Here is a 14782-nt window from a genome sequence, read left to right on the forward strand (position 1 = left end):
CCGGCTGCGGCTGCTCGCCGATGTGAGCCGCGCGCTGGCCTCCGGTCTGGACGCGCAGGAGTCGCTGCGCAGGCTCGCCCGACTGGTCGTGCCCCAGCTGGCCGACGCCTGTGTCGTGGACGTCGTCGAAGGCGAGGGGGTACGACGTCTCACGGTCACCGACCGGGACACCGAACGGGCGCTGCGCGTGCTGTCCGGCGGGCTGCTCCCCGGCCCGGACGACTCGGCCTGCGCGCTGGCGAAGGTGCTGCGCGGCGCGGGCCCCGTCGTGATCACCGACTTCGGCGAACCCGACCCGGCCGACCCGCTGCGCGCCGCCCAGTGGTCCCTGTACCGGGCGCTCGGCGCCCACAGCGCGCTGATCGTGCCCATGCGGGTACGACGGCAGGGACTGGGCGCCCTCACCTTCGTCCGCCGCACCGGAGCCCCGGCGTTCGACGAGCAGGAGCAGGCGCTCGCCGCCGACCTCGGCCAGCGCGCGGCCCTCGCCCTGGACAACGCCCGGCTGTACGCGCTCCAGGAGCACACCGCCGAGCAGCTCCAGCTCTCCCTCCTGCCCGACCTGACCGGCCTGGACCACCTCCAGCTCGCCACCCGCTATCTGGCCGCCCGCGAGCGGGCCGAGGTCGGCGGCGACTGGTACGACGCCTTCCCGCTGCCCGACGGCTCGGCCATTCTCGCCATCGGGGACGTGGTCGGCCACGACCTCGCCGCCGCCGTCCGGATGGGGCAGCTGCGCAACATGCTGCGCGCACTCGCCTACGACAGCGGCGGCGACGACCCGGCCGGCATCATGTGCCGCCTGGACAAGGTGATGCAGGGCCTGACCAGCATCGAGCTGGTGACGGCCGTCATCGCGCGCATCGAGACCCCCGACACCGGGCCGTGGCGGCTCACCTGGACCAACGCCGGTCACCTCCCGCCCCTGCTGGCCCAGCCCGACGGCCGTACGCTGCTGCTGGAGGAAGGGCACGCCCCCATCCTCGGGGTCGACCCCGCGCTCGCCCGGGAGACGGCGACCGTCACCCTGCCGCCCGGCGCCACCCTCCTCCTGTACACCGACGGCCTCGTCGAACGCCCCGGCGAGGACATCGGCCGCGGTCTGACCCGGCTGCGCCAGCACGCGGCGGCACTCGCCCGCGAGCCACTGGCCGTCTTCCGGGACGAACTGCTCACCCGGATGAGCGACGTCCAGTACGACGATGTCGCCGTACTGGCCCTGCGCGTCCCCTGAGTGGCGACGGGCCGCTGCGGCGGTCACCCGGGGCAGGTCCACACCTCGGGACCGGCGCCGCGCCATTCGACCCGGTCCGGGTCGTCCAGCCGTACCTCGTCCGGGTCCAGCCCGGCCGCCCACACCAGCCACAGCACGTCCACCGCGTCGCGCGCGTACCCCATGGTGCTGCCCGCCACGGTGACCCGCCGCCCCCGGTGATCCGGCTCCGGTGGATGCACGACGACGGTGGCGAAGGAGTGAGACATGACGCGTCCGCCCGCGAGCCGCTCACGGCGTCTCACCGGGTGGGGAACCGCCGTCCGGCTCCGAGCGGCTCCGCACGGCCGGCGGCAGCCATGTACCGACCCCGATGACCAGGGCGGCGAGCGCGGTGGCGGGCAGCGGCAGGCCGAGGAGGAGACCGGCGAACCCGGCGAGGACGGCGCCACCCAGCAGGCACAGCACCAGCGTGGCGACGAGCCCGACGGGGTCCTTCCCACGGTCCTTCGTACGACGGTCGGCCATGGCAGCGGTCCTCCCTGCTCGAACTTCGAACAGGGACCGTTGGCGGTACGACCGCGGTTGACGGCGAGCCCCACCGCCGTATGCCGTCCCACCGTAAGAGCGCCCGCCGAACCGGACAACCGGCGTGCGGCCGGGCGGGTGTCCGCGCACCGGCCGGAGCACGGAGCACTTGACCGTGGCCGCGCACACCTGTTGACTCGACCTCGGCGATGGATCCCGCCTGGACCTCGGTCCGAACCGCCCCCGGGCTGATGGTTCCTGACCGACGTCAGGAACGCATGCCTTCGGGAGGTACCGGGTGCCCGCCCCCTCTGAGACCCACCGCCGCGCACACGGCACGCCACGAAGCTCCGCCCTCCGGAACGGCGGTCGGCGATGAACTGCTTCGACTGCCAGGGCCTGGACATCGCGACCGCGGCGGTCGCCGTCTGCCGCACCTGCGGCGCGGGCGTCTGCCATCGGCACGCGCACGCCCAGCCCCAGGTCCTCCACCAGCTGGCCGGCACGGGCCTGGCGACGAGACCGCGCGCCGCACGACGGATGCTGTGCGACACCTGCACGGCCGCCGAGAGCGGTGGCTGACCCGGTCCGGCCGCGGCAGGACCGGGGCCACGACCATCGACGAGAAGGGCCGGAGCCGTGCGCGGACTCCCCCTGCTCGCCGCAAGGACGTCCTTCCGGCGCGGGTCCCACCGAGGCCCACACCCGCGAGCCTCGTTCGCGCGGAAGGACATGCCGGGGGTGCGCCGCCCGAGGGGAGGGCGCACCCCCGGCACACATCGACCCGGAAGGGGCGAACACCTGTGCCGGAAGAGATGAGTTGGGGCCGTGCAGCCATCGGACTTGTGGGCGCGGCGCTGCTGTCCGTCGCCGCCCGGCACGAGAAGGTCCTGGCCCCGCTCGACCGGGGCATCAGGATGCCCGCCCCGCACACGGAACTCTCCCGGCGAGCGTGGCAGGCCGTGACCGTACTGGGATCGCGCCCGGTTGCCTACACGGCGACCGCCACACGCTGTCTGCGGCGCCCGGAGAGCCGAACACACCGGTCGGCTCCGGACCGCTGGCTGCCTCTCGCGTTCCTGGCCGCGGGGGACGTGACCCGTACCGCGATGTGCCGGGCCGTCGGTCGTCAACGTCCGCCGGGGGCCGGGCGGTTCGCCTCCTTTCACGGAGCGAGCTACCCCTCGCGTCATACGGCGACCGCCCTGCTGGCCACCGGCCTGGTCACCGGCTCGCGCACGGCCGCCTACGGGGTCGGCTGCGCCGTCGGCCTCAGCCGCCTCGCCCTGCGGGTGCACTGGCCCACCGATGTCCTCGGCGGCTTGCTGTTCGGCTACGGCTGGCTGGCGGCGGCGCGGATCGCCCGGACGGCCACGGCTCCAGATCTCACAGCCCGCTCCCCGCACCCGCCCGGCACCAGGCACCGTCCGCCGGCAGACGCAGTCCGTTGAGCCCGACGATCACGGTGGACCCCTCGCTCACCCTGCTGCAATGGCGCGCGCTGCCCGGCCGCCACCGGCACCCGGAGAACACCGAGACCGGCGGTGTCCTGGCGCAGTGGCGCGCCATCGTCGCCAACCGCCAACCGCCAACCGCCAACCGCCGTCGCCGTCGTAGGACAGCTGCGGCTCACCGGCTGGGCCAAGAACCGCTGGCAGAGCGGCCAGGCCCTGGTACGGGGGCTGACGGTCATGGGACTCGCCTTCGTCCCCCCGGCCCTGTGCCCGAGCGGCACCTCGGCGGCCGTGCTCGCCTCCCTGGTGGTGGCCGTGGTCCTGCTGGCCACCGGGTCCGCGATCGTCTACCCCTTCGAGATGGACACGGTCGTCGCCCTGTCCGGCAACCGCCTGGTCGCCACCCACTACGGCCTCTACAACACGGTCTCCGGGCTCGGCGTCACCCTGGGGGGCCGGTCCTCAGGGGAGGGGCGATCCTCAGTCGAGACAGAATTCGTTGCCCTCAATGTCCTGCATCGCGATGCAGGACTCGTTGAAGCCGTCGGCGCGCAGCACCTGTACCTGCACCGCGCCGAGCGCGACCAGCCGCGCGCACTCGGCCTCCAGCGCGGCCAGCCGCTCCTCGCCCACGAGCCCGGTACCGACCCGTACATCGAGGTGCACCCTGTTCTTCACGACCTTCCCTTCGGGAACGCGCTGGAAGAACAACCGTGGCCCTTCGCCCGAGGGGTCGACGCAGGCGAACGCCGCGCCCTGCCGCTCGGCCGGCAGCGACCGATCGAAATCACCCCAGGTGTCGAACCCCTCCGGCGGCGGCGGAACCTCGTAGCCCAACACCTCGCACCAGAACCGGGCGACGCGCTCGGGGTCCGCGCAGTCGAAGGTGACCTGGATCTTCTTGATCGATGACATCGGCGCACCATAGCAGGGGCGCGCCGCCGCCCAACTGTCTTTTTCGGGCGGCACGTTGCCCACCGGGCGGAAGGTCACGCCGACCGGCACGGGGCGGATTTGGCCCCCGCTGGCCCGCCGTCCCAGGCTCGGCGGGCCGACGCCTTGGGGGCGCCATCGCGAGGTAAACCGGAACGTACGCCTCCGGCGGTTCGATGGGAAGGCTTACATATGTGTGGCCCAGGTCACATGTGGTGACCTGCTGCTTTGCCCCCCCCGGGGCGGGGTCTGCGCTTCATCCGGGTCGCCCCCTCCCGGCCTGTTCATTCCCGCGTCGTGGGCGCCGCGCTCGCCCCTTCGGCCGGCTCGGACGAGGTCGGCCGACGCCGCCGACGCGAGCCTGGCGTTCGAGAGCCGAACGAATTCCGCTGTGCTGCCGTTCATTTGTGAACAACCCATTGACTGGCCCCGGGGAGCTTGCCACCATCACCCTCACCCGAGAGCGCTCTCAGGCTGCGTCACGGTTCGGTCTCCAGCACGGTCCCCACCCGTTCGAGGAGTACGCCCATGCCAGTCAGCTCCGCCTCGCCATGCCGCGCGCCGGGACGCCCCCGGTCCCGGCCCCATCTCGTCCTCGCGCTGCTGATCGCGCTCGTCGCGGCGCTCGGACTCACCGTCACCTCCCAGAGTCCCGCCCGCGCCGCGGGCACCCTGCTCTCCCAGGGCAGACCCGCCACCGCCTCCTCCGCCGAGAACGCCTCCTTCGGCGCCGCGCAGGCGGTGGACGGCAATGACCAGACCCGCTGGTCCAGCGCGTTCGCCGACCCGCAGTGGATCATGGTCGACCTCGGCTCGGTGCAGCCCCTCACCCAGGTCACCCTGAAGTGGGAGGCCGCCTACGCCAAGGCCTTCACCGTCCAGACGGCCACGGACCCGAACGGCCCCTGGACCACCGTCTACTCGACCACCGCCGGCCCCGGCGGCGTACAGAACCTGAACGTGAGCGGCTCCGGGCGGTACGTCCGGATGTACGGCACCCAGCGCGCCACTCCGTACGGCTACTCCCTCTGGGAGTTCCAGGTCTACGGCGGCTCCGGCGGCACCACGCCCCCGGACGACTTCTGGGGCACCACCGACGACATCCCGCCGTCCTCCGGCGTCATGAAGGTCAAGGTGCTCAACCGGACGGGCGGCGCCTACCCGGACAGCCAGGTCTACTGGAGCTACAACGGCCAGGAGCACTCCATCGCCGAACAGCCCTACGTGGACATCGTCGCCGCCCCCGCCCAGCGCATGTACTTCTACGTCGGCTCCCCGAACGGCCAGTACTACGACTTCATCGAGTTCACCACCGGCACGTCCTCGTTCAGCGGCAACACCACCCGGGTCGACGCCTGGGGCCTGCCGCTGGCGATCCGGCTGCACTCGCACAGCGGGCAGGACGTCCAACTGGGCGACGCCCAGGACCTGTTCACCATGACCCGTGACCAGGTGTTCCAGAACTTCCAGAACTCCGTGCCGCAGCAGTTCAAGGTCCTGGCCCAGACCCAGGCGCCGTACCGGATCATCGCCCCCGGCAGCGACCCCAGCTTCCGCTCGGGCGGCGCGAACGCCAACTACTTCACGGCGTACGCCAATTCGGTCGGCGTGAACGAGCCCACCTCGAACATCTTCGGCTGTGCCGGGTCCCTCGCCTCCGACGCGGCCCTGTGCGCCGCGCTCAACCGGCACACCGCTAACCTGCCGGCCGCCCAGCAGCAGGACCCGTCGAAGTTCTACGGCGGCGACCCGGCCAACTGGTACGCCAAGTACTGGCACGACCACGCGATCGGCCACCTGGCGTACGGCTTCCCGTACGACGACGTGGCGGGCCAGGCCGCGTACACCTCGATGGACGGCCCGCAGTGGATGGAGGTCGCGGTCGGCTACTGAGGGACCGGTTACTGAAAGACCGTCCGCCCGTCCGGCACGGCAGATGCGCACGCCCCTTCACCGGTGACCGTTCCGGCCGGTGGAGGGGCTCTGTGCGTGCGGGGTGACTGGCCAACCGGACAAGGTGTGAGTTAGGTTAGGCTTACCTTACTTTCCCTGGTCCTGGAGGGCCCGGATGCGTCGTACCCCCAGTCCTGCCAGCGCGCCGACGGCCGCCGAGCGTGTCCGGTCGATCCTGGCCGCCGCCCACTCGATGACCGTGGTCAGCGACGGCCGGCACCATGAGATCCGCCGACTCGACGGCACCGGTGCGATGGGACATTTCCATCTGCACGCCGCCTGGGAAGGCACCGGCACCCCGTCCCCCGTACGGGTCCCGGTCCGCCTGGAACTCACCGACATAGCGCCCACGCCGGTACGCGACCGGCTGCGCGCCCGGGTCACCCTGACCGGGGTGCTGCGCGCGCCGTACGACCCGGACGCCACGGACAGTACGTGCATGGAGTTCGGGCAAGGTGTCCTGGAGGACTCCGGCGGACGCGCGTACGTGACCCTCCAGGAACTGGAGGCGACCGAGCTCGATCCGCTGGCGACCTGCGAGGCGGGCATCCTGACCCACCTCGTGGACGACCACGCCGATCTCGTGCCCCGGCTGCTGCGGCTCGTACGGCCACGCCCGGAGCCCGGTGTGACGAAGGTGGTCCCGGTGGCCATCGACCGCTACGGCCTGACCCTCCGTCTGGAACACCGGCGCGGCCACCACGACGCCCGCATTCCGTTCCACACCCCCGTGCGCGACCTCGACCATGTCGGGCCGCAGATCCACGCCCTGCTGTCGGCGGCGCGCCGCCTCTCCCACACCGGCCATCTGCTGGCCTGAGCCGAAAGGCGAGACCATGACGTCCTTGAGCGTCGTCCCGTACCCCATGCCCGACGCGGCGTCGCTGCCGGACGGCGGCCCTTCCTGGCGCATCGATCCGTGCCGTGCCGCACTCGTCGTACAGCATATGCAGGAGTACGTCCTGCGGGCTCTGCGGGAGACCGCGCCGGTCGCGGAACTCCTCGACAACATCGCCCGGTTGACCGAGACCGCGCGCTGCTTCGGAGTGCCCGTCGTGTATGTGACGCGGATACCGGGGTCGCGGTCGGTCGGGGGAGAGGGGCCGGGCCCGGTGTTCCCCGCGCCGGTCCCGCTCGCACCGCCCACCGAGACGGACGCCCGCGCCGTCGTGGACGTCCTGCGGCCGGAGACCGGCGACACGGTCCTGACGGCCAAACGGTACAGCGCGTTCGCCGGCACCCGGCTGCGCTCGCGCCTGAAGGAACTCGGGCGGGACCAGGTGGTGGTCGTGGGCGCGGCGGCACGCACCGACGTCCTGCTCACCGCGGCCGACGCCTGGATGCAGGATCTCGAACCGTTCGTCGTCGCCGACGCCATGGCCGATCGCACGGCCGCCGACCACACCATGGCCGTCCACTGGCTGGCCGCCACCTGCGCGACCGTCACCGTCACCGAGGCCGTACGCGCGGAACTCGGCGGACGGCCCGCGGACACCACGGCGGTCTGAGCGCCAGGGACCCGCCGAGGCGGCGGCCCGCCCGACGGTGAACGGCCGGGCGGGCCACCGCGGTTCACATCCATCAGTCCACAACCCGCCTGCCCGCAGCCCTGGGTATGGTGAGACCGCGTTTCTCGCCGGTCGTTCGGCCAAGAGCCGCCCGGCGTCCTCCAGGGAGGCTTCATGACCGACTTCGCGCTCGTCCTCGACCGGGTGCGGCTCGGCGCCGGCGGACCGCTCAGCCGGGTCCGCGTGGCGGACGGCACCATCACCCATGTCGTCACCGGCGCGGAGTGCGGCGACCGGGCGGCCCCCGACGGCCGCGAGCGGGTCGTGGACCTCGACGGGCGCGTCCTGCTGCCGGGGCTGTGGGACGCGCATGTCCACCTGGCGGAGTGGGCGAACGCCCGGCACCGCCTGGACCTGGCAGGCACCGGATCCGCAACGGAGGTCGCCGACCTGGTGCGGCGGCAGACCGGCGGCCCCCGCGACACCGTCCTGTTCGGGTACGGCTTCCGGGACGGCCTGTGGTCCGACACCCCGCACAAGGACCTGCTCGACGCGGTGCTCCCGGATCGCCCGGTGGCCCTGGTCAGCGCCGATCTGCACGCCGTATGGCTCAACTCCCCGGCCCTGGCGCTCGTCGGCCGGGGCGACCACCCCACCGGGCTGCTGCGCGAGCACGAGACCCATGAGGCGCTGTCCGCCCTGCCCAAGGCACCCGCCGAGGTGGTGGACGACCGGATCGCCGAGGCATGCCGGGCCGCCGCCGCGCGCGGGGTGAGCGGTGTCATCGACTTCCAGTACGGCGACACGGTCGAGGACTGGACACGGCGTACGGCGCACACCCCGCCCGCCCTGCGCGTGGCGGCGGCCGTCTACCCCAGCCGCCTGGACGCGGCCATCGCCCGGGGCCTGCGCACCGGCGGCGGGGTCGGCCGCCACCCCGGGCTGGTCCGGGTGGGCCCCCTCAAGCTGTTCACCGACGGCTCGCTCAACACCCGTACCGCGCTGTGCCATGACCCCTATCCGGGCCTGGAGGGTACCGAGGGCGCGCACGGCATCGAGGAGACGCCGCCCGGGGAGCTGGTACGGCTGATGCGACGGGCCGCCGCGCACGGCATCGAGCCCGCCGTGCACGCCATCGGGGACCGCGCCAACAGGGTGGCCCTGGACGCCTTCGCGACCGTGCGCTGCCGCGGCCGGATCGAGCACGCGCAGCTGCTGAGCCCCGAAGACCTGCCGCGTTTCGCTCAGTTGGGGGTCACGGCCGGAGTGCAGCCCCGGCACGCCACCGACGACCGGGACGTGGCCGACCGGCACTGGGCCGGGCGCACCGACCGGGCCTTCGCGTACGCCGCCCTGCACGCGGCCGGTGCCCGGCTGGAGTTCGGCTCGGACGCCCCGGTGTCCCCGCTGGACCCCTGGCTCGCCGTCGCGGCGGCCGTCAGCCGTACCGACGACGGGCGTCCCGCCTGGCACCCGGAACAGCGTCTGTCCGTACCCGACGCGCTGGTCGCGGCGGCCCGTGGACGCAGGCTCGTCCGGGTCGGGGACCCGGCCGACCTGGTCGTCGTGGACGTGGACCCGCTGACGGCCGACGCCGGCGCGTTGCGGGCGATGCCGGTGCACGCCACGATGACCGGCGGACGCTGGACCCACGGCCCGTACGACTCCGTTCCCCCGACAACCGTTTGACCCGGCTGCGGCCCCAACGGGTGGGCCAGGGCGGTCAGTTCTTGCGGGACACCTCCAGACCGCCGTGCCCGGGGAGCGTGACGGAGGTGAACGGACCGGCGGGGTCGCGGACATGGGCGAGGTAGTCGGCGTACTGGCGGCGCCCGCTGACCACGTTGTCGCAGACGACCAGCGCCCCGGGACGCAGCAGCGGTGTGACGATCCGCAGCGCGGGCAGCGCCATCGGGATCCAGATGTCGACCAGCATGAAGTCGATGGGGCCTTGCACGGTGGTCAGCGTCTCGCGCAGGTCGCCGACGAGGATGTCGACATGCTCGGACAGTCCGGCGGCGGCGATGTTGGCACGGGCCTCGGCGACCTTGGCGGGCTCGTGCTCGGTGCCGAACACCCTGGCCTCGGGCAGCCCGCCGTCCTGGTGCGGCAGGGAGGTGCCGTCGGCGACGTTGTCGCGGACCGCGGCGGCGAGGTAGATCGTGGACACGCCGTAGGAGGTGCCGGCCTCGACGACCCGGCGGGCGCCGATCGCGCGGCACAACTGGTGACACAGGGCGGCCTTGTGCGGATCGAGGGCGACCAGTTTGTCGGCGAGCCACGCCTTGCCGTCCGCCGAGCGGGTGGGGTCCCACGTGCCCTCGCGCAGCCGGCTGGTGACGGCGTGGGCCAGCATCGGCGCGAGCGCGGTGCGGGTCTGGCGACGGCTGCGGGCGTGCAGCCGGTCGACCACCGCGCGGGCCCGGTCGTCCAGCGGCGAGGGGGCGTACGCGGCGGTTCGTGCGGCTCGGTCGGTCATCGGGGCACCTCCGGTGCGGGGTCAGCCGTTTCGGTCGGTCTTCGGAGTACCTGTGGTGCGGGGTCAGCCGTTCCGGTGCGGGGCGGCGGCACGGTCGGCCATCGGGGCACTTGCGACGCGCGGTCAGGCGTTTCGGTCGTCGTGTACGGGCGGCTTCGGCTCGGGGGCGTCCGGCTGCCGGACGAGCCGGGCGATCTCGTCGACGACGAGGCCGGGCTCGGTCAGCGGGACGTAGTGGCCGGAGCGTTCGGCGATCACCTGCCTGCCCCGGGGCGAGACGGCGGCCCGGTGGGCGTGCGAGGCGTTCGCGGCGGCGCGGATCGAGCGGCTCATGCCGTTGCCCGCGCGGGCGCCGGACACGACGGTGAGCGCGAAGTCCCCGGTGTCGGGCGGGTTGTCGCGCCAGGCGGCGAGTTCGTCCAGGAAGGTGCGGTTGGTCTCGGCCCAGGTGGACATCGCCCCCGCCGTGAACGCCTCCCGCCGCATCGCCGCGCGCACATCCGCGGGAGCGGCCCTGAGCAGGGGGCGGTGCAGTAGGTGCAGCAGACCGAGGCGGGCGAGCAGACCGTAGACGTGGGGCACGATCCGGCTCATCCGGCGAAAGCCCGGCGAGAACAGCACATCGGCGGCCTCGTCCGTGGGCTCGACCAGCACCAGGCCGGTGATCCGGTCGGGGCGGTCGGCCGCGGCGCGCCGTACGATCGGGCCGCCGGCGCTGTGCCCGACCAGGACGAACGGGCCGGGCCCGAAGTGGTCGAGCAGATCGCCCAGATCGTCGGCCATCCGCGCGAGCGTCCGCCCCGCCGGGTCCGGCGCACTGCGGCCGAGCCCGGCGCGGTCGTAGACGATCGCACGGGCGAACCGGGCGACCGCGGGCTGCACCCCGGCCCAGGAGGAACGGTCGGCGGCCACCCCCGCCTCGAACACGACCGTCGGCGGCACCCGGCCGGGAGCCGGCGGCCCGGCGTCCGGTTCGCGGGCGTCGAGGACCATCGCGTGCAGCCTTCGTCCGTCACGGGTGGGCACCCACGCGGACTCGCCCTGGGTGTACGGCGGAGTCATAGGTCTCCCCCTTGCCGTCGGCACGGGCCGACACAGAAGCAACTTAGGTAAACCTAACTTACGACTCGGCCGGAGCGGTACCGTCGACTTCGACTTCGACGGCGGGGGCGGCTGGTGGGTGTCCGTACCTCAGAAGTCCGCCGCGTCGGGCAGAAAGGCCGTCAACAGGGCTTTGAGTGCCGTCGCGTAGGTGTCGCGGCCCTGGCGCAGCTCCGCCTCGCGGACCCGGGCGAGCGCGGGAAGCTCGGCGGGGTCCACCGAGGCGAGGGCCTGCTGCCGCTGGCTCGGCTGGGGCGGCGGGGTGAGCGGGTGCTCGTTGAGCAGTTCACCGGTGGTGAGGTGCCAGCAGGCGTGGTACGCGGTGGAGGCCTGGCGCTCGGTGAGGCCCGCCGCGAGGAAGTCGGCCAGACAGGCGTCGCTGAACGGGAAGGCGTTGCGGGCGACGAGTTCGCCGCGGATCAGGATGTGCAGCACCCAGATGTGCTCGGCCATGTAGTCGTGCGCGGTGGTCAGCCGGTTGAACAGCCGCTTCGCGGGTGTCGCACCGGGCACCGCCACCGGCAGCCGGGAGGCGATGTCCTCCAGGATCGCCAGCAGCAGCGCGTCACGGTCGGCGACATGGCGGTACAGCGAGGCGGCGGCGGTGCCCAGTTCGGCCGCGACCGCCCGCATGGTGAGCGCGTCAAGCCCCTCGCGCTCGATCAGCTCCCGCCCCGCCCGTGCGATCGCCTCGGGTGTCAGCCCTGGCCTCGGCTGCGACCGGGGCACCCCGCGCCGTCGGCGGGCCGGGTCGGGGTCGGAGGTCTGCGGAGGGCGGTACATGCCGTCATCCTCCCACTTCTCCCGCACGGCCGAGGTGGAAGTTAGGCAAGCCTTACGCGTACATTGTTCGCGTCGTCGCGCGGCAGAGGTCCGCGCCGAGCAACGGGAGTAGTGCGCCATGACCGAGACGCCGTCCGGGACCGCACCCGGTACCGCAGCACCTGGTACCGCATCCGACAGAGGATCCGACACGGGAACCGACCGGGCGTCAGGACCCCGGCCACGCCCCGGACTGGTCCTCGCCACCGCCTGTCTGGGGCAGGTGATGGTCGTCCTCGATGTGAGCGTCGTGAACGTGGCGCTGCCCTCGATCGCAGGCGACCTCGGATTCCGGCCCGGCGGGCTGTCCTGGGTCGTCAACGCCTACACGCTGGTCTTCGGCGGACTGCTGCTGCTCGGCGGCCGGTTCGCCGATTTCGTGGGGCACCGCGTCGCGATGTTCCTGGGGCTCGCGGTGTTCGGGGTCACCTCCGTGCTCGGCGGTTTCGCGCAGACACCGGGCCAGCTCATCGCGGCGCGTGCGGGCCAGGGCCTGGCCGGTGCGCTGCTGGCCCCGCTGAGCCTGGCCGTGATCATGGTCACCTTCCGCGAGACCCGTGCGCGGGCCCGGGCCGTGGGGATCTGGGCCATGGTGTCCGCCGCGGGCAGCGCGCTCGGGGTGCTGCTGGGCGGGGTGCTCACCGAGTGGCTGTCCTGGCGCTGGGTGCTGTTCGTGAACGTGCCGATCGTGGCCGCCGCCCTGATCCTGGCCCGGCTGTCCGTGCATGACACCCGCACCACCCGCATGAGCCGCCTCGACCTGCCCGGCGCGCTTCTGGTCACCGTCGCCCTGACCGCCCTGGTGAACGGACTCATCCGGGCCGGCGAGCACGGCTGGGGGACCGCCGGCGCCCTCGTCTCCTTCGCGGTGGCGGTCGTGGCGGGCGCCGCCTTCGCGGTCTGGGAGCTGCGCGCGGCCGCCGAACCTCTGGTCCGCTTCGGGGTGTTCCGCGCCCGGCCGGTGTGGCTGGCCAATGTGATCGTGCTGTTCCTCGGCGCCGCCACCGTCGCCGGGTTCTACTTCGCCTCGCTGTTCCTCCAGAACGTCCTGGGCTATTCGCCGCTGCGGGCGGGCGCCGCCTTCCTGCCCTTCTGCTTCGGCACCGTCGTCGGGTCCATGCTCTCCGGGCGACTCGCCACCCGCTTCGGGGCCCGCGCCGTACTGACCGCGGGCCTGGTGCTCGGCGCGGCGGGCATGCTGCTCTTCGGCCTGATGCACGCCGACTCGACCTTCCTGACCGGCTTCCTGCCCGCCTCGCTCGTGGCCTCGACCGGCGTCGGCCTGTGCATGGTGGCCAACACCTCCCTGGCCACCGGCGCCGCCGCCCCGCACGAGGCCGGGCTGATCAGCGGTCTCATCAACGCGGCCCGGCAGATCGGCGGAAGCCTCGGGCTCGCGATCCTCACCACCGTCGCCGCGACACAGGGCGCCTCGTCCGCCCCGGCCGACCGGGTCCACCGACTCGTCGAGGGTTACGACCGGGCGTTTCTCGTCACCGCCGCCTTCTGCGCCGCGGCCGCCGTCATCGCCGCCGCGTTCGCGCCCCGAGCAAACCGGGACGAGCCTTCGGCGGTCCCCGGCCCAGCGGCGGAGCAGGACCATGCCTCCGCCTGACCACCAGATCCAGTTGAGGACAGCACGGTGACTTCCCGCTCCGCACTCCATGTCGTACCCCTCCCGCGCCCTTCTCGTCCCTCGTCTCCGGTGGTGGTGCGCGCGGCCGGACGCGACGACGCGGTCGCGCTGTACCGCCTCTCCCGGGTGTTCGCCCGGACCGGCGAGCTGCGCGAGCGGTCCATGGCGCGGTACGCGCGCGACGTGGACGACTTCCTGCTCGCCGAGTCGGCGACGGGCCGTGTCGAGGGCTGTGCGGCGCTCAGGTTCTGCGCCGCACCCGAGGGGCGGGATCAGGGCCGTACCGCCGTCGTCTACAACTTCTGCGTGGCGGCGGCCAGTCAGGGCCGGGGAGTCGGTACGGCCCTGCTGGCCGCGCTCCTCGCCGAGGCCGCGGCCCGCTCGGTGGGCACGGTGTTCGCCGCGACCAGCGGCGGTGCCGCGCTGTTCCTGCGCCACGGATTCACCGTGACCGACGCACCCGTGACCTGGCCGGCCGGGCTCGCCCCCCGCCCGGGCTCACGGGTGCTCGGCCGGACCCTGTGACCGGTGCGGCCCACCGGGCCGATCGGCGTGCTGCGGACGCTCGTCGGCCCGGTCCGGGAACACGGTGGTGCCGGTGCCCCGGTCGTGGAAGCCCTCCCGCAGCAGGGCGCCCGGCACCCGTCCGTCGATGACCCGGGCCGCCCGCACCCCCGCCCGCACCGCCCGCAGGCACCCCTCCATCTTCGGCACCATGCCGCCCGTCAGGCCCGGCAGCAGCGCGTCGAGTTCCGCCGCGGTCAGCCGCTCGATCACCTCGCCGCCGGCCGGCCAGTCGGCGTGCAGTCCGGCGACATCGGTGAGGACGATCAGCCGCTCGGCGCCCAGGGCGCCCGCCAGGGCCGCCGCCGCGAGATCCGCGTTGACGTTGTAGACCTCGCCCTCGGCTCCCCTGGCGAGCGGGGACACCACCGGCACGCGGCGCCGGGACAGCAGCGCGAGGATCGTCTCCGGGTCCACCCGGACGACATCGCCCACCAGCCCGATGTCCACCGGATCGCCGTCCACCCAGGCCGGTCTGCGTACGGCGGTGAGGGTGTGCGCGTCCTCGCCGGTCAGCCCGACCGCCAGCGGGCCGTGCGCGTTGATGAGGCCGACGATCTCGCGCTGCACCTGTCCGGCGAGCACCATCCG

16 protein-coding genes, 1 pseudogene and 1 riboswitch are annotated in these 14782 nt (G+C 73.3%); of the genes and pseudogenes, 10 read left to right on the forward strand and 7 right to left on the reverse strand.

Annotation, left to right across the window (positions count from 1 at the left end):
• Positions 1-1234: PP2C family protein-serine/threonine phosphatase (locus tag CCN72_RS14255; protein ID WP_107430100.1), on the forward strand; the 1234-nt coding region annotated here is incomplete at its 5' end.
• Positions 1235-1257: 23 nt separating this feature from the next.
• Here the strand turns inward: CCN72_RS14255 and CCN72_RS14260 are convergent.
• Together CCN72_RS14260 and CCN72_RS14265 are read right to left on the reverse strand one after the other, a co-directional pair.
• Complete coding sequence (locus tag CCN72_RS14260; protein WP_086807849.1) at positions 1258-1482, reverse strand: hypothetical protein; 225 nt, start codon at positions 1480-1482, stop codon at positions 1258-1260.
• 22 nt (positions 1483-1504) lie between these two features.
• Positions 1505-1741 (reverse strand): hypothetical protein, encoded by a 237-nt coding sequence (locus tag CCN72_RS14265; RefSeq protein ID WP_086807850.1) that lies wholly within the window; start codon positions 1739-1741, stop codon positions 1505-1507.
• A gap of 196 nt (positions 1742-1937) precedes the next feature.
• Positions 1938-2009: riboswitch (Fluoride riboswitch) on the forward strand.
• A gap of 107 nt (positions 2010-2116) precedes the next feature.
• Here CCN72_RS14265 and CCN72_RS14270 point away from each other — a divergent pair.
• The 3 genes and pseudogenes from CCN72_RS14270 to CCN72_RS40500 form a co-directional block, all read left to right on the forward strand.
• Positions 2117-2323 carry a DUF2180 family protein gene (locus tag CCN72_RS14270; RefSeq protein ID WP_086807851.1) on the forward strand — a complete coding sequence of 69 codons (207 nt, stop codon included), beginning with the start codon at positions 2117-2119 and terminating at the stop codon, positions 2321-2323.
• 221 nt (positions 2324-2544) lie between these two features.
• The gene (locus tag CCN72_RS14275; protein WP_143664099.1) at positions 2545-3192 is read left to right on the forward strand and encodes a phosphatase PAP2 family protein; all 648 of its coding nucleotides are present in this window, start codon (positions 2545-2547) and stop codon (positions 3190-3192) included.
• 26 nt (positions 3193-3218) lie between these two features.
• Positions 3219-3663 (forward strand): annotated as a pseudogene (locus CCN72_RS40500) (MFS transporter); the annotation flags it as partial.
• A 12-nt stretch (positions 3664-3675) separates the two neighbouring features.
• On the opposite strand, the gene CCN72_RS14285 reads toward CCN72_RS40500, so the two are convergent.
• Positions 3676-4110: a VOC family protein gene (locus CCN72_RS14285; RefSeq protein WP_086807853.1), complete on the reverse strand. Its 435-nt coding sequence runs from the start codon at positions 4108-4110 to the stop codon at positions 3676-3678.
• A gap of 546 nt (positions 4111-4656) precedes the next feature.
• On the opposite strand from CCN72_RS14285, the gene CCN72_RS14290 reads away from it, so the two are divergent.
• The 4 genes from CCN72_RS14290 to CCN72_RS14305 all read left to right on the forward strand — a co-directional run bounded on the left by CCN72_RS14290 (position 4657) and on the right by CCN72_RS14305 (position 9278).
• Entirely contained in the window at positions 4657-6021 is a 1365-nt protein-coding gene (locus CCN72_RS14290; protein ID WP_086807854.1) for a beta-1,3-glucanase family protein, read from the forward strand.
• Between the two features lie 175 nt (positions 6022-6196).
• The gene (locus tag CCN72_RS14295; protein ID WP_086807855.1) at positions 6197-6901 is read left to right on the forward strand and encodes a DUF2470 domain-containing protein; all 705 of its coding nucleotides are present in this window, start codon (positions 6197-6199) and stop codon (positions 6899-6901) included.
• A 16-nt stretch (positions 6902-6917) separates the two neighbouring features.
• Positions 6918-7589 carry an isochorismatase family protein gene (locus CCN72_RS14300; protein ID WP_158101352.1) on the forward strand — a complete coding sequence of 224 codons (672 nt, stop codon included), beginning with the start codon at positions 6918-6920 and terminating at the stop codon, positions 7587-7589.
• A 174-nt stretch (positions 7590-7763) separates the two neighbouring features.
• Positions 7764-9278 carry an amidohydrolase gene (locus tag CCN72_RS14305; protein WP_086807857.1) on the forward strand — a complete coding sequence of 505 codons (1515 nt, stop codon included), beginning with the start codon at positions 7764-7766 and terminating at the stop codon, positions 9276-9278.
• Positions 9279-9312: 34 nt separating this feature from the next.
• On the opposite strand, the gene CCN72_RS14310 is transcribed toward CCN72_RS14305, so the two are convergent.
• The 3 genes from CCN72_RS14310 to CCN72_RS14320 all read right to left on the reverse strand — a co-directional run bounded on the left by CCN72_RS14310 (position 9313) and on the right by CCN72_RS14320 (position 11952).
• A complete protein-coding gene (locus CCN72_RS14310; RefSeq protein ID WP_086807858.1) occupies positions 9313-10068 on the reverse strand; it encodes an O-methyltransferase in 756 nt (251 codons plus the stop codon).
• A gap of 123 nt (positions 10069-10191) precedes the next feature.
• Complete coding sequence (locus CCN72_RS14315; protein WP_086807859.1) at positions 10192-11130, reverse strand: alpha/beta hydrolase; 939 nt, start codon at positions 11128-11130, stop codon at positions 10192-10194.
• 129 nt (positions 11131-11259) lie between these two features.
• On the reverse strand, positions 11260-11952 hold the full coding sequence (locus CCN72_RS14320; RefSeq protein ID WP_158101353.1) for a TetR/AcrR family transcriptional regulator: 693 nt from the start codon (positions 11950-11952) through the stop codon (positions 11260-11262).
• A 118-nt stretch (positions 11953-12070) separates the two neighbouring features.
• Between CCN72_RS14320 and CCN72_RS14325 the strand changes: the two genes are divergently transcribed.
• Both CCN72_RS14325 and CCN72_RS14330 read left to right on the forward strand, forming a co-directional pair.
• On the forward strand, positions 12071-13606 hold the full coding sequence (locus CCN72_RS14325; RefSeq protein WP_086807861.1) for an MFS transporter: 1536 nt from the start codon (positions 12071-12073) through the stop codon (positions 13604-13606).
• Positions 13607-13633: 27 nt separating this feature from the next.
• Complete coding sequence (locus CCN72_RS14330; protein WP_244174221.1) at positions 13634-14152, forward strand: GNAT family N-acetyltransferase; 519 nt, start codon at positions 13634-13636, stop codon at positions 14150-14152.
• Here the strand turns inward: CCN72_RS14330 and argB are convergent.
• Positions 14126-14782, reverse strand: a 657-nt coding sequence (gene argB, locus CCN72_RS14335; protein ID WP_143664100.1) for an acetylglutamate kinase, incomplete at its 5' end; no start/stop codon positions are given. The two genes, CCN72_RS14330 and argB, sit on opposite strands and share 27 nt — an antisense overlap.

The sequence above is a fragment of the Streptomyces murinus genome (genome assembly GCF_002154555.1).
GTDB lineage: Bacteria > Actinomycetota > Actinomycetes > Streptomycetales > Streptomycetaceae > Streptomyces > Streptomyces murinus.

Coding starts and splice junctions, on each gene's coding strand:
- CCN72_RS14260 (WP_086807849.1), bottom strand. CDS start 1,482: ATGTCTCACTCCTTCGCCACCGTCGTCGTGCATCCACCGGAGCCGGAT.
- CCN72_RS14265 (WP_086807850.1), bottom strand. CDS start 1,741: ATGGCCGACCGTCGTACGAAGGACCGTGGGAAGGACCCCGTCGGGCTC.
- CCN72_RS14270 (WP_086807851.1), top strand. CDS start 2,117: ATGAACTGCTTCGACTGCCAGGGCCTGGACATCGCGACCGCGGCGGTC.
- CCN72_RS14285 (WP_086807853.1), bottom strand. CDS start 4,110: ATGTCATCGATCAAGAAGATCCAGGTCACCTTCGACTGCGCGGACCCC.
- CCN72_RS14290 (WP_086807854.1), top strand. CDS start 4,657: ATGCCAGTCAGCTCCGCCTCGCCATGCCGCGCGCCGGGACGCCCCCGG.
- CCN72_RS14295 (WP_086807855.1), top strand. CDS start 6,197: ATGCGTCGTACCCCCAGTCCTGCCAGCGCGCCGACGGCCGCCGAGCGT.
- CCN72_RS14300 (WP_158101352.1), top strand. CDS start 6,918: ATGACGTCCTTGAGCGTCGTCCCGTACCCCATGCCCGACGCGGCGTCG.
- CCN72_RS14305 (WP_086807857.1), top strand. CDS start 7,764: ATGACCGACTTCGCGCTCGTCCTCGACCGGGTGCGGCTCGGCGCCGGC.
- CCN72_RS14310 (WP_086807858.1), bottom strand. CDS start 10,068: ATGACCGACCGAGCCGCACGAACCGCCGCGTACGCCCCCTCGCCGCTG.
- CCN72_RS14315 (WP_086807859.1), bottom strand. CDS start 11,130: ATGACTCCGCCGTACACCCAGGGCGAGTCCGCGTGGGTGCCCACCCGT.
- CCN72_RS14320 (WP_158101353.1), bottom strand. CDS start 11,952: ATGTACCGCCCTCCGCAGACCTCCGACCCCGACCCGGCCCGCCGACGG.
- CCN72_RS14325 (WP_086807861.1), top strand. CDS start 12,071: ATGACCGAGACGCCGTCCGGGACCGCACCCGGTACCGCAGCACCTGGT.